Origin of the sequence: Brevundimonas viscosa (genome assembly GCF_900116065.1) — a bacterium.
GTDB classification, from domain to species: Bacteria; Pseudomonadota; Alphaproteobacteria; order Caulobacterales; family Caulobacteraceae; genus Brevundimonas; species Brevundimonas viscosa.
Genome location: NZ_FOZV01000008.1, coordinates 1 through 13,220, shown reverse-complemented (window position 1 = coordinate 13,220; position 13,220 = coordinate 1). Strand labels below are relative to the sequence as shown.

Here is a 13,220-nt window from a genome sequence, read left to right as displayed (position 1 = left end):
AGAGCGCATGGCGCACGCCCACGACCATCACGACCACGACCACGATCATGGGCACGCCCACGCCCACGGCGCGGGCCACCACCATCATCATGGGCCGGTGGACACCGGCGACTGGCGCTACGCCGTCGGCCTCGTGGTCAACCTCGCCTTCGTGGCCATCGAGTTCGGGGCCGGGGTGTTCAGCGGCTCGACCGCCCTGATGGCCGACGCCGGCCACAACCTGTCGGACGTGCTCGGCCTGGCCATGGCCGGCGGCGCGGCCTGGCTGGCCCGGCGGGCGGCGGGGCCCGGCAAGACCTACGGCTACGGCAAGGCGACGGTGCTGGCCGCGCTGGCCAACGCCCTGCTGCTGATCTTCGCCTGCGGGGCCATCGCCTTCGAGGCGGTGCGCCGCCTCGCCGAGCCCGCGCCGGTGATGTCCGGCCTGATCATGGCGGTGGCCGCCATCGGCTTCGTGATCAATCTCGGCACCGCCCTGCTGTTCATGCGCGACCAGCACGCCGACCTGAACGCCCGCGGCGCCTACCTGCACATGCTGGCCGACGCCGCCGTCTCGGTCGGCGTGGTCATCGCCGGCGGCGTCATCTGGCTGTCGGGCTGGTCGCTGATCGACCCGATCGTCAGCCTGGTCATCGTCGCGGTGATCCTGATCGGCACCTGGAGTCTGCTCAAGGATTCGCTGAACCTGGCGCTCGACGCCGCCCCGGCCGGGATGGACGTCGACGCCGTCCGGCAGGGCCTGCTGGGCCTGCCGGGCGTCAGTGCGGTGCACGACCTGCACGTCTGGGGCCTGTCGACGACGCGCGCCGCGCTCACCGCCCACCTCGTGCACGACCGGCCCGACGCCGCCGCACTGCTGGCCGAGGCGCACGAGCTGATCCGCGCCCGCTTCGGCATCGGCCATGCCACCCTGCAGCTGGAAAGCGCGCCGCTCCCCGACTGTCCGAGCTGCTGATCAGTCAGCCGGCGGCGCCGTCAGCCGGCCGCCGGGATAATCGATCACCACCATGCCGAACGGGCGGAAGGCGGCGTTGCCGATGAAGCCGACGGCCTCGGGGCGCGCGAAGTAGCCCTGCGGCGGCTGGACGATCAGCCGCGGTTCGGCCCATTCGATGCCGCCCATGCGGAAGCGCGCCGCCGCATAGACCGGCAGGCGCACCGAACCGCCCGTGCCGCTGCCGCCCAGCACCTCCAGCGGCTCGCCCGGGTCGCGACCGTCGAGGGTTGCGGCGTGCTGCGGCTGCGACAGGTTGATCCACAGGTGTGGGTCATCGAACAGGCCGGCGCCGGAATCGTAGCGCAGCTCGACGGGCCGCCCGTCCAGCTCGCCGGTCACCCGGGGGATGCCGTTGTCGTCGCGCATCGACGCGCTGCGGCCGCAGGTGGCGGCGGTCGCCGAGGCCTCGCCGGCCGGCGCCAGGGCCAGCCGGCCGCGTTCGAAGTCGAAGGTCAGCACCGCCTGGCCGAACAGGTCCGAACCGAGAATTCCGGCGACCGGCGCCCCTTCGGGTCCGGCGAGACCGGAAAGGTCCGAAACCGTCGGCGACAGGCGCGTCGTCACCGGCCCGAGCGTGAAGCGCGGCACGGTGGTGCTGGAGACCTCGACCACCCCCGCGGTCCCCTCCACCGTCGTCCCGCCCTCATCGGGCAGGCCGAGCGTCCGGACCACCCCGGCGTCCAGCGCGCTGCGGTTGGCGCCGGTGTCGACAAGGAACCAGCGCGCCTGCCCGTCGCCGGGGTCTGCGCGGACGAAGGCGACGTGGGCGACATAGGCGGCCTCGACCGCGCCGTCGGTGCGCAGCGCCTCGAAGGCGGCGGCGCAGGTCGGCCCGGAGGCGGCCAGGGAGAGGATCAGGGCCTGGAGCATGGCCGTATCAGCCGACCCGGCGGAGCGGCGCACAAGTTAAGTCTCTTTAATCCGCCCGCCGCCCCCCCTAGATGGGCGCCATGACCGACACCGCCTCCGCCTCCGCCTCCGCCTCCGCCTCCGCCTCCGGGAAGATTCCCGTCACCGTGCTCACCGGCTACCTCGGCGCCGGCAAGACCACCCTGCTGAACCGCATCCTCACCGGGGACCACGGCAAGCGCTACGCCGTCATCGTCAACGAATTCGGCGAAATCGGCATCGACAACGATCTGGTCGTCGGCGCCGACGAGGACGTGTTCGAGATGAACAACGGCTGCGTCTGCTGCACGGTGCGGGGCGACCTGATCCGGGTCGTCAACGGGCTGATGAAGCGCCAGCGCCCGGGCAAGCCGGCGTTCGACGCCATCATCGTGGAGACCACCGGCCTTGCCGATCCGGGACCGGTGGCGCAGACCTTCTTCGTCGACGACGAGGTCAAGGCGAAGACCCAGCTGGACAGCGTCACCGCCCTGGTCGACGCCAAACACGTCATGGCGCGACTGGACGATTCGAAGGAGGCGCGCGAGCAGGTCGCCTTCGCCGACCGCATCATCCTCAACAAGACCGATCTGGTCTCCGAGGGCGAACTTGAGACGGTCGAGGCCCGCCTCCGGGCGCTCAACCCGTTGGCCCCGATCACGCGCGCGCAGCGGGCGAACGTGCCGCTGGACCAGGTGCTGGGCGTCCACGCCTTCGACCTCGAGCGGATCAGCGAGGTGCGGCCGGACTTCGTCAACCCGCCGCACGGCGCCGAGGGGCACGTGCACGACGAGCACTGCGGCCACGACCATCACCACCACGACCATGACCACGGTCACGAGGACCACAACCACGGTCCGCGGGGGCACGCGCACGAGGACGACATCAAGGGCATCGCCCTGTCGCTCGACCGCCCGCTGGACGGTCAGAAATTCACCGCCTGGCTCGACCGGCTACTGGGCGAACAGGGTCAGAACATCCTGCGCGCCAAGGGGATCATCGACGTCAAGGGCGAGGACCGCCGGCTGGTCTTCCAGGCCGTGCACATGATCCTCGAGGGCGACCTGCAGAAGCCGTGGGGCGAGAAGGAGCGGCGCTGGTCCCGCGCCGTCTTCATCGGCCGCGACCTCGACGAGGCCGACCTCCGCGCCGGCTTCGAGGCCTGCGCGGCATGAACCCGCCGCCCCGCCCGCACCGCGAGGCCGTGCTCCGCTACGACACGCCCGACTTCGACATCCTCCAGCCCGGCGACTTCGTCCGTTGCGCCGTCTCTGACCGGCCGATCCCGCTGGACCGTCTGCACTACTGGAGCGTGGAGTTGCAGGAGGCCTACGCCGCTCCCGAATACATGACGCAGCGCTGGGTCGAGACCCGCGAGGCCGGCGCATGACCCGCTTCCAGTTCGACGCCCAGCCCACCGCCGCCCTGTTCGACCGGACCGGCGCCGCCTTCGCGCTCGGCGACGGCTCGGTGCGCTTCGAAGGCGGGGAGTTCAGCGCGGCTCACGACGGGGCCATCCTTTGCGCCGCGGTACATCCCTCGGGCGATGGCGTGGTCACCGGCGGCGACGACGGGCGGGTGATCTGGCACCGGCGCGGCGAGGCGGGCCTGCTGGCCACGGCGAGGGGTGCGTGGATCGACTCGATCGACGCCTCGGCCGAGAGCGGACTGATCGCCTTCTCGCACGGCCGGACCCTGTCGGTGATCGACGCGAAGGAGGCCGCCTTCCGCCGCGATTTCCAGCACGAGCGCACCGTCTCCGGCATCGCCTTCGAGCCCAAGGGCCGGCGCGTCGCGACCTCGACCTATGGCGGGGCCGCCCTGTGGTTCGCCCGCATCGCCGACCAGAAGCCGACCCTGCTGAAGTGGGCCGGCTCCCACACCGGCGTGGCCTTCTCGCCCGACGGGGCCTTCGTCATCACCGCCATGCAGGACAACCAGCTGCACGGCTGGCGGCTGAAGGACCAGAAGAACCTGCGCATGGGCGGCTATCCGACCAAGGTGAAGTCTGTCGCCTTCCTCTCCAACGGCCAGCTGATGGCCACCTCAGGCGCGCCGGGCGCGGTGCTGTGGCCCTTCATCGGCGCCAACGGACCGATGGGGCGTGAGGCCACCGAGATCGGCTTCGACGAGGGCAGCCACGTCGCCCTGGTCGCGGCGCAGCCGAAGCATGGCGTGCTGGCGGCGGGGCTCAGCGACGGCCGCGTGTGGCTGGCCGACCCGGCCGGCCAGGGGCTCAACTTCCTCAAGGCCGAGCGGGGCGCGCCGATCGTGGCCCTGGCGATGAGCCAGGACGCCCGCCGGGTCGCCTGGGCCGACGAGGACGGCCACGCCGGCGTCGCCGACGTCTGACCTTGCATACGGCGACGCTGTCGGGCGACATCGCCCGATGAACTTCCCGCCCGAGAAGACACGGCGGCGGCGGCCGCTGCTGACCGCCCTGCTGGCCCTGGGCCTGCTGCTGCTCAGCGGGGTGGTCGCCTACGCCGTCGTGCCGCCCCCGGCGACCTTCCTGATGACCACCCGGGCGATCGAGGGCGAGGGCCTGTCGCGCCGCTGGCGCTCGCTGGACGACATCTCGCCGCGTCTGGTCGAGGCGGTGATCGCCGCCGAGGACTCGACCTTCTGCAGCCATCACGGCTTCGACATGAAGGCCATTGAACAGGCGCTGAAGGCCAATGCGCGAGCGGAAAAGCGGGGCCGCGGACGCATCCGCGGCGGCTCGACCATCAGCCAGCAGACCGCAAAGAACGTCTTCCTCTGGCCAGGCCGCGACTGGATCCGCAAGGGGCTCGAGGCCGGCTACACCCTCGCCATCGAGGCCGCCTGGGGCAAACGGCGGATCATGGAGGTCTACCTGAACGTCGCCGAGTGGGGACCGGGCGTCTACGGCGCCGAAGCGGCCGCCCGGCACTGGTTCGACAAGGGCGCCGACGAGCTGACCCCGCGCGAGGCGGCGCGGCTGGCGGCCATCCTGCCGTCCCCGCGACGCTACAACGCCAGCGCCCCCGGCCCCTATGTGCGCCGCCGCGCCGCGCGCATCCAGGCGGCCATGGGAACGGTGCGCAACGACGGCCTGGCCGCCTGCGTATTCCGCCCCGCCCGCGGGGAGGGGGACCCCGGGTAGCGGGGTGGAGGGGCTGAACGGCCGCGCTTGACCTCACGGCTCCGCTCGCGTCCCTTGCCGCCCGAAAAGCGGCGGAACGGCCGCGAAGGAGGAAGCATGAAGCGCCAACTGATGACCGCCGCCGCCGTCTGCGCCCTGGGACTCGGCCTCGCCGCCTGCGCCGGAATGGGCATGGCGAATGCGAACGCCGCGTCGACGACGTCAGGTCCGACGCCGGCGGCCCAGGCGACGGCCTCGCCGGAATTCCCGGCCACCGCCGAGGGCGCCGCCGCCTTCGTGGCCAGCGCGGAGGAGCGCCTCGCCGCCCTGTCGGAGGAGGCAGCCCGCATCCAGTGGACCCGGGCCACCAACATCACCTTCGACACCATGTGGCTGGAGTCGAAGATCAACGCCGAATACACCGAGCTTCAGGTCGAGCTGGCCAACAAGGCCGCCGCCTTCAACGACGTCCAGGTCGCGGAGGATGTCCGCCGCAAGCTGAACCTGCTGCGCCTCGGCATCGTCCTGCCCGCCCCCAACCGCCCGGGCGCGGCGACCGAGCTGGCGGAGATCACCACCCGCCTGGACTCGACCTATGCGACCGGCAAGTTCGAGTACAAGGGCGAGCAGATCACCCTCGACGAGGCCAACATCCTGATCGCCGAGAGCCGCGATCCGGCCGAGACCAAGGCGCTGTACGAGGGCTGGCGCACGGTCGCGCCGCAGATGGCCCCCGACTACGCCCGCATGGTCGAGATCGCCAACGAGGGCGCCCGCGAGCTGGGCTTCGCCGACACCGGCGCCATGTGGCGGGCCGGCTACGACATGGATCCGGACGCCTTCGCCGCCGAGACCGACCGGCTGTGGGAGCAGGTGAAGCCCTTCTACGAGAACCTGCACTGCTATGTGCGCGGGCAGCTGAACGCGAAGTACGGCGATGCGGTGCAGCCGGACGAGGGTCCGATCCGGGCCGACCTGCTGGGCAATATGTGGTCGCAGCAGTGGGGCAACATCTACGACGTCGTCGCCCCGGCCGCCGGCGGCGAGTCCGGCTACGACCTGACCGAGCTGCTGCGCCGGCAGAACTACGACGCCCAGCGCATGGTGAGGACCGGCGAGGGCTTCTACACCTCGATGGGGCTCGCCCCTCTGCCCGAAACCTTCTGGGAACGCTCGATGATCACCCGGCCCGAGGGCCGCGAGGTGGTCTGCCACGCCTCGGCCTGGGACCTCGACAATGAGGATGACATCCGCATCAAGATGTGCACCCAGGTGAACGCGGACGACTTCTACACCGTCCACCACGAGCTGGGGCACAACTACTACCAGCGCGCCTACAAGGATCAGCCGTTCCTGTTCAAGAACGGCGCGAACGACGGCTTCCACGAGGCCGTCGGCGACTTCGTCGGCCTGTCGGCGACCACCCCGACCTACCTGAACCAGATCGGCCTGCTCGACGCGGTCCCGGGCGAGGAACAGGACATCCCCTTCCTGCTCAAGATGGCGCTGGACAAGATCGCCTTCCTGCCTTTCGGCCTGATGGTCGACCGCTGGCGCTGGGACGTGTTCTCCGGCGAGACGACGCCGGCCGAATACAACGACGCGTGGACGGCCAACATGCTGAAGTACCAGGGCCTGACGCCGCCGGGCCCCCGGCCGGAGAACGCCTTCGACCCCGGCGCCAAGTATCACATCCCCGGCAACACGCCGTACACCCGCTACTTCCTGGCCCACATCTACCAGTTCCAGTTCCACCGGGCGGCGTGCCAGCAGGCCGGCTGGACCGGACCGCTGCACCGCTGCTCGATCTACGGAAACGAGGAAGTCGGCCGGCGCTTCAACGCCATGATGGAGATGGGCCAGTCGCGCCCCTGGCCGGAGGCGATGCAGGCCTTCACCGGCGAACGCGGCAACGACGCCTCGGCGGTGGCGGAGTATTTCGCGCCGCTGAACCTGTGGCTGACGGAGCAGAACCGCGGCAAGGACTGCGGCTGGACCGCGTGATCCCGAGGCCCCGCGGCTCGCTGCGGGGCCGACCGCCGGCCTCCCGTTAACCCCGACGGTAGGGCATCCCTTAACCCAAACGGACCATGCTCGGCCGCTGGACCGTGGGCGGGATTCCGCCGCGGCGCTGGATCGGGACGGCGCATGGACCTTGCACGCTGGATCGCCCGCGTGACCCGCGGATGGCGCGACTTCGCCGGCCGACTGGCCGGCGAGACCCGCGGCAACGTGGCCATGCTGTTCGCGCTGAGCGTGCCGGTGCTGATCCTGATGACGGTCGGGGGCGTGGACATCCACCGCGCCTCGACCGTGCGGGTCAACCTGCAGGACGCCCTCGACGCCGCCGCCCTGGCCGCGGCGCGCTCGCCCTACGTCGACAACGTCGAGATCCAGCGCGTCGGCATGGCGTCGCTGCGCGCCAATCTCAAGGCGTATCCGAACATCACCCTGCGCGAGGCGGACACCACCTTCGTGATTCAGGACGAGGTCGTCGTCGCCGATTCCAAGGTCGACGTCAGGACCCTGGTGGCGAACATCTTCCTGCCGCCGTACGGCAAGTTCATGGACGACTACCTGCCGGTCGGGGCGCATTCGGAGGTCGACCGCTCGTCCCGCAATATCGAGGTGGCGCTGGTGCTGGACATCACCGGGTCGATGGCCGGTCAAAGGATCATCGACCTGAAGGCGGCGGCCAAACAGCTGGTCGATATCGTCGTCCAGCCAATCCAGACCCCGTATTATTCGAGGGTGGCGCTGACGCCCTACTCGATGGGCGTCAACCTGGGCTCCCGGGCCAATGCCGCGCGTGGAACGCCTGTCGGCTCCACGGCGGTGACCGGAGCGACGATGAACCTGGCGGGCACGCCGAAGGCGGTCACCGCCGCAAGCCGGACCAATCCGGTGGTGATCACCGCCGCCGGCCATGGCTTCAACAACAACGACGTCGTCTGGATCACCGGCGCCGCCGGCATGTCCCAGTTGAACAACAAGCCCTTCCGGGTGTGGAACCGAACGAGCGATACGTTCGAGATCTACACCCTGGGCGGATATCGCGTCGATGGCCGCTACTTCGACAGCTACACGGGCAACGCCAACGTCCAGCGGTGCCAGGACAATGATTGTTCGGTCATCATTACATCCAACAGCCACGGCCTCTCGAATAACGACTACGTCTACTTCACCGATGTCGGCGGACTTCGCGACTCCAACAACACCAGCGTCGTCAACGGGCGGTTCTTCCTCGTGGGGAACGCGACCACCAACACCTTCACGATCGAACCTTCCGAGGGTCGCGGCATCTCCCCTTACGCATCCGGCGGCCAGGCCTGGTGCGCGCAGCCGGGCTGCACCTGGTTCGCGTTCGAGAACATGTACGGCAACCTTCAGGCGCACCGGATCAGCAGCTGCGTGACCGAGCGGACCGGCGCGAACGCCTACACCGACGCCGCGCCGTCGGGCGGCCGCGTGGGCCGCAACTACCCCGGCTCCTCAAATCCGTGTCTCCGCGCCGAAGTCACTCCCCTGACCAGCGACCGGGCCGCTCTCAAGAACGCGATCGACGACTATCAGGTGGAGGGTTCGACCGCAGGTCAGATCGGCATCGGGTGGGGCTGGTACATGGTCTCGCCGAACTTCAATCCGCTGTGGCCTGCCAACGGGGCCGCCGCCTACAACGCAGCCGAAACCCTGAAGGCTGTGGTCATCATGACCGACGGGGAATTCAACACGCCCTATTGCTCGGGCGTGATCTCACGGGAAGGCGGCTCCGGCTCGGGCGATAACCGCGAGAAGATCAACTGCGCCGCCGACAATGGAAATCCCTTCGAGCAGGGCAAGAGGATGTGCGCGGCGATGAAGGCGCGCGGCATCCTTGTCTACACGGTCGGGTTCCAGATCGCGGCTGACGGCGATGCGGCTGATCTTCTGAGGACCTGCGCCTCGACGCCGGCCAACTTCTTCCTGCCGGCCAGCGGCGGCGACCTGTCCGAGGCCTTCGCCGCCATCGGCCGCGACATCACCCAGTTGCGCATCTCGAAATAGGTCCGGCCCGCGATGTCGGGCATGTCTCGCCCGAAATGTATCGCCTCAGATCAGCCGGATCTCGCGCAGGCGTTCGGTGAGGAAGTCCTCGGCCATGATCGCCTTGCCGGCGTAGCGGTCCGGATTCTCCGGGGTCACCGTCGAGGGCAGGCTCTCGATCACGAAGTCCGGATTGAAGTGCAGGAAGAACGGCGTCGAGTAGCGGGCGAAGCCGCGCCGCTCCGGCGCCGGATTGACGACCCGGTGGGTGGTCGACGGCAGCACATGGTTGGTCAGGCGCTGCAGCATGTCGCCGATGTTCACCACCAGGGCGTTCGGCGGCGGTGCGATGTCCAGCCATTCGCCGTCGGCGTCCTTCAGCTGCAGCCCCGCCTCCTCGGCGCCCAGCAGCAGGGTGATGACGTTGATGTCCTCGTGCGCCCCGGCCCGCACGCCCGGCGCGTCGGCCGGAACCGGCGGATAGTGCAGCATGCGCAGGACGCTGTTGCCCAGCTGGACCTTGTCCTCGAAATAGTCGTCGCCGAGCTGCAGGTGGCGGGCGATGGCGCGCAGGATCCGCCGGCCGAGGGCGTCCATGGCGGAGAACATGCCGTACAGGTGCTCGCGGAAGCCCGGCACCTCGGTCGGCCAGACGTTGTCGCGCATGTACTTCCGGTAGGGATGGCCCTCCGGCAGCTCGCGTCCGACGTGCCAGAATTCCTTCAGGTCGACCGTGGTCGCGCCCTTGGCGGCCTCGACGCCGAATGGCGTCAGGCCCCGCGCCCCCCCGGTTCCCGGCTGGTGGTACCTGCGCTTCACCTCTTCCGGCAGGGCGAAGAAGGCCTTGGCGTCCTCCAGGGCCGCGTCGATGATCGCCGCGTCCAGTCCGTGGTCGGCGATCACCGCGAAGCCGTAGCGCTCGAAAGAGGCGCCCAGCTGGTCGGAGAAGCCCTGGAAGTCGGCGTCGTACAGGGTCATCGAGACAGGCTCGATGCTCCGGCCGGAGGCGGGTTCGGTCGTCGGGGTGGCGGTCACGGGAAAAGCCTTATGGTCCTTGCTGGCGGTCTCCATACGCTCTGGGACCGGACCTTGGCAAAGCGGGGGCGGCGCGAACGATTGGCCGCCCGCATGCGTTCAGCCTCCATACAGGCAGGAACCTTGACCGTAAGGCCGGCGTTTCAGCTGCGCCTCGTATTCACCGAAAGGATCGACCCATGCGCGCCAAACTCATCGTCGCCGGCGTCAGCGTCGCCGCCCTGCTGGGGGCCTGCACGACCACGGACCCCTACAGCTCCACCCCGCGCCGCAACAACACCGCGACCGGCGCCATCGCCGGGGCCGTCGGCGGCGCCCTGCTCGGCTATCTGACCAACACCTCCAACTCCGAGGAGGGGCGCAAGAACGCGCTGATCGGCGCCGGCATCGGCGCCCTCGGCGGGGCGGCTGTGGGCGCCTACATGGATCGCCAGCAGCGCGAGCTGGAGGCCGAACTCTCCGGCACCGGCGTCGGCGTGGCGCGTCAGGGCGACAACCTGGTCCTGCGCATGCCGGCCGACGTCAGCTTCGCCACCAACCAGGCCTCGATCGACCCGCGCTTCTACGCCACCCTCGACGACGTGGCCGGGGTGCTCAACCGTTACGACCAGTCGATCGTGGACATCATCGGCCACGCCGATTCCGACGGGGCCGAAGACTACAACCTCGACCTTTCGCGTCGGCGCGCCTCGTCGGTGGCCCAGTACCTGGTCAGCCGCAATGTCCTGGCGGACCGTCTCTATGTCGATGGCCGCGGGGAGAGCGCGCCCATCGCCTCGAACGCCACGGCCGAAGGCAAGGCCATGAACCGTCGGGTCGAGATCCTGATCCGTCCGTTCCGGGGCTGATCTCCCGGCCGGAACCGAAAAGCGGCGGCCCCCGGGCCGCCGCCTTTTTTCATGAACGGACACCGTTCCGTGACTTGCAGCCCGGGGGCGCAGGTGCTGGATAGGCGGGCCGTTCGACCCGGGGGAGCGATTTGCGTCGGGAACCGCAGGAATTCGCCGAGGGCCTTCGCCTCGCCGCCATCGCCGCGGTATCGGCCGCCGCGACCGCCACCCTGGTCATCGGCGCCGGGCGCACGCTGCTGCCGGAGGCCCCCGCCGCCGAAGCGGCGCGGCCCGAACTGGTGCGCGCCTCCCTGGGCCGGCCCTAGCCCCGCCCGATCGAGCTGTATCGGAAGCCGCGGGCGCGCATGTCCTCGGGCCGGTAGATGTTGCGCAGGTCGACCATGACGGGCTGGCGCAGCAGCCGCTTGACGCGGTCGAGGTCGAGCGCGCGGAACTGGTTCCACTCGGTCAGGATGACCACGGCGTCGGCGCCCTCGACGGCCTCGTAAGGCCCGTCCTTGAAGGCGACCCCGTCCAGCAGCTTCGCGGCCTCCGCCATGCCTTCCGGATCGAAGGCCTGGACCTCGGCGCCCATGGCCTGCAGGGCAGGCGCCACGTCCAGCGAGGGCGCGTCGCGCATGTCGTCGGTGTTGGGCTTGAAGGTCAGGCCGAGCAGGGCCACCCGCTTGCCCTTCAGGTCGCCGCCCAGGACCTGCGCCACCCGCCCGGCCATGGCCTTCTTGCGCGCGTCGTTGATCTCGACCGTGGTTTCGATCAGCCGCACCGGCGCGCCGGCGTCCGACGCCGTGCGCACCAGCGCCAGGGTGTCCTTGGGGAAGCAGGAGCCCCCGTAGCCGGGTCCGGCGTGGAGGAACTTGCCGCCGATCCGGTTGTCCAGACCGATGCCGCGGGCGACCTGCTGCACGTCGGCCCCGACCTTCTCGCACAGGTCCGCCATCTCGTTGATGAAGGTGATCTTCATCGCCAGGAAGGCGTTGGCGGCGTACTTGATCAGTTCCGAGGTGCGCCGGCCGGTGAACAGGATCGGCGTCTCGTTGAGGTTCAGCGGCCGGTAGAGCTCGTGCATCACCTCGCGCGCCCGCTCGTCCTCGGTCCCGACCACCACCCGGTCGGGCCGCTTGAAGTCCTCGATGGCCGCGCCCTCGCGCAGGAACTCCGGATTGGAGACCACGGCGAAGTCGGCGTCGGGGCGGCGCTCGCGGATGATCCGCTCGATCTCGTCGCCGGTGCCGACCGGCACCGTCGACTTGGTCACCACCACGGTGAAGCCCTCGATCAGCCCGGCGATCTCCTCGGCCGCGGCATGGACGTAGGACAGGTCCGCATGTCCGTCGCCGCGCCGCGAGGGCGTGCCCACCGCGATGAACACCGCGTCCGCCGCGCGGATCGCCTCCGCCCCGTCCAAGGCGAACGACAGACGGCCGTCGCGCACGTTGCGGGCCACCAGATCGTCTAGCCCCGGCTCGAAGATCGGGATCTCGCCCCGCTCCAGCCGCTCGATCTTGGACGGGTCCTTGTCGACGCAGGTCACGACATGGCCGAAATCGGCGAAACAGGCCCCCGACACCAGCCCCACATAGCCGGTTCCGATCATCGCGACGCGCATGCGGGTTCATCTCCTGTGACGGGGATCGGATAGCGGCCCGGCCATGCCATGGCCAGCCGCCTTAAAGCAAAACCGCCGGCCCCTTTCGGGACCGGCGGCTCTGTTTTCGGCCGTATCGACCTTCCGGGGTTAGCGGAAGTTGATGTCGATGGTGGCGCGACGGTTGAGCGGCTCGCGCACGCCGTCGGCGGTCGGGCGGGCCAGCTGGGTCTCGCCCTTGCCGTCCAGCGAGATCACCCCGCCGTTGACGCCCTGGGCGACCAGCGCGTCGGCGACCGTGCGGGCGCGGCGGTTCGACAGGCCCACGTTGTAGGCCGCCGAACCCGAGGTGTCGGCGTGGCCGACCACCAGGATCCGCGTCGGACGACCCGACTTGGCGTAGTTGGCCGCCTGGGTCACCACCGACTGGGCTTCGGCCGTCAGGTCCGAGCGATCCCAGTCGAAGTAGACCACGAACTGACGCTCCACCGGCGGCGGCGGCGGCGGCGGGGTGGTCGGACGCGGCGGCGGCGGCGGGGTCATCGGCGGCGGCGGCGGCGGCGGCGGCACATAGGCCGGCTCCGCGGCGCCGAACGCATAGCGCAGGCCCAGCGTCAGCGAGTGGTCGGTGTAGCGGCCCTGGAACGGCCCCTGGTCGAACGCCGCCGACGAGGCGAAGGTGTCGAACTCCATGTTCGACATCAGATAGCGATAGGTCAGGTCCATGTGGGCCCG

The 13,220-nt window shown here is 69.9% G+C and carries 13 protein-coding genes; 9 read left to right on the top strand and 4 right to left on the bottom strand.

Annotated elements, in window-relative coordinates:
* Nucleotides 1-7: 7 nt before the first annotated feature.
* Nucleotides 8-955, top strand: coding sequence for a cation diffusion facilitator family transporter (locus tag BM333_RS13155; protein ID WP_092312556.1), 948 nt, complete (start codon nucleotides 8-10; stop codon nucleotides 953-955).
* On the opposite strand, the gene BM333_RS13150 is transcribed toward BM333_RS13155, so the two are convergent.
* On the bottom strand, nucleotides 956-1,867 hold the full coding sequence (locus tag BM333_RS13150) for a retropepsin-like aspartic protease (RefSeq protein ID WP_092312553.1): 912 nt from the start codon (nucleotides 1,865-1,867) through the stop codon (nucleotides 956-958).
* An 80-nt stretch (nucleotides 1,868-1,947) separates the two neighbouring features.
* Between BM333_RS13150 and BM333_RS13145 the strand changes: the two genes are divergently transcribed.
* From BM333_RS13145 to BM333_RS13120, 6 genes are all read left to right on the top strand, one after another.
* A complete protein-coding gene (locus tag BM333_RS13145) occupies nucleotides 1,948-3,060 on the top strand; it encodes a CobW family GTP-binding protein (protein ID WP_092312812.1) in 1,113 nt (370 codons plus the stop codon).
* Nucleotides 3,057-3,275 carry a DUF2093 domain-containing protein gene (locus BM333_RS13140; RefSeq protein ID WP_092312550.1) on the top strand — a complete coding sequence of 73 codons (219 nt, stop codon included), beginning with the start codon at nucleotides 3,057-3,059 and terminating at the stop codon, nucleotides 3,273-3,275. Before BM333_RS13145 ends, BM333_RS13140 begins: the two co-directional genes overlap by 4 nt.
* Nucleotides 3,272-4,237: a WD40 repeat domain-containing protein gene (locus BM333_RS13135; protein WP_092312547.1), complete on the top strand. Its 966-nt coding sequence runs from the start codon at nucleotides 3,272-3,274 to the stop codon at nucleotides 4,235-4,237. The genes BM333_RS13140 and BM333_RS13135 overlap by 4 nt, the downstream gene beginning before the upstream one ends.
* A gap of 37 nt (nucleotides 4,238-4,274) precedes the next feature.
* A complete protein-coding gene (gene mtgA, locus BM333_RS13130; protein ID WP_092312544.1) occupies nucleotides 4,275-5,012 on the top strand; it encodes a monofunctional biosynthetic peptidoglycan transglycosylase in 738 nt (245 codons plus the stop codon).
* Between the two features lie 96 nt (nucleotides 5,013-5,108).
* Nucleotides 5,109-6,995, top strand: a complete 1,887-nt coding sequence (locus BM333_RS13125; RefSeq protein WP_092312541.1) for a M2 family metallopeptidase — start codon at nucleotides 5,109-5,111, stop codon at nucleotides 6,993-6,995.
* A 144-nt stretch (nucleotides 6,996-7,139) separates the two neighbouring features.
* A complete protein-coding gene (locus BM333_RS13120; protein ID WP_092312538.1) occupies nucleotides 7,140-9,035 on the top strand; it encodes a pilus assembly protein TadG-related protein in 1,896 nt (631 codons plus the stop codon).
* A gap of 45 nt (nucleotides 9,036-9,080) precedes the next feature.
* On the opposite strand, the gene BM333_RS13115 is transcribed toward BM333_RS13120, so the two are convergent.
* Nucleotides 9,081-9,992 (bottom strand): isopenicillin N synthase family dioxygenase, encoded by a 912-nt coding sequence (locus BM333_RS13115; protein ID WP_245777279.1) that lies wholly within the window; start codon nucleotides 9,990-9,992, stop codon nucleotides 9,081-9,083.
* 236 nt (nucleotides 9,993-10,228) lie between these two features.
* Here BM333_RS13115 and BM333_RS13110 point away from each other — a divergent pair, with 236 nt between their 5' ends.
* Nucleotides 10,229-10,897 carry a YiaD family glycine zipper/OmpA-like lipoprotein gene (locus BM333_RS13110; RefSeq protein WP_092312532.1) on the top strand — a complete coding sequence of 223 codons (669 nt, stop codon included), beginning with the start codon at nucleotides 10,229-10,231 and terminating at the stop codon, nucleotides 10,895-10,897.
* 131 nt (nucleotides 10,898-11,028) lie between these two features.
* Nucleotides 11,029-11,205: a hypothetical protein gene (locus BM333_RS16005; RefSeq protein ID WP_177221896.1), complete on the top strand. Its 177-nt coding sequence runs from the start codon at nucleotides 11,029-11,031 to the stop codon at nucleotides 11,203-11,205.
* Here BM333_RS16005 and BM333_RS13105 read toward each other — a convergent pair.
* Both BM333_RS13105 and BM333_RS13100 read right to left on the bottom strand, forming a co-directional pair.
* Entirely contained in the window at nucleotides 11,202-12,506 is a 1,305-nt protein-coding gene (locus tag BM333_RS13105) for a UDP-glucose dehydrogenase family protein (RefSeq protein ID WP_092312529.1), read from the bottom strand. The two genes, BM333_RS16005 and BM333_RS13105, sit on opposite strands and share 4 nt — an antisense overlap.
* Before the next feature lie 129 nt (nucleotides 12,507-12,635).
* The coding region (locus BM333_RS13100) for an OmpA family protein (RefSeq protein ID WP_143105827.1) at nucleotides 12,636-13,220 on the bottom strand (585 nt) is incomplete at its 5' end.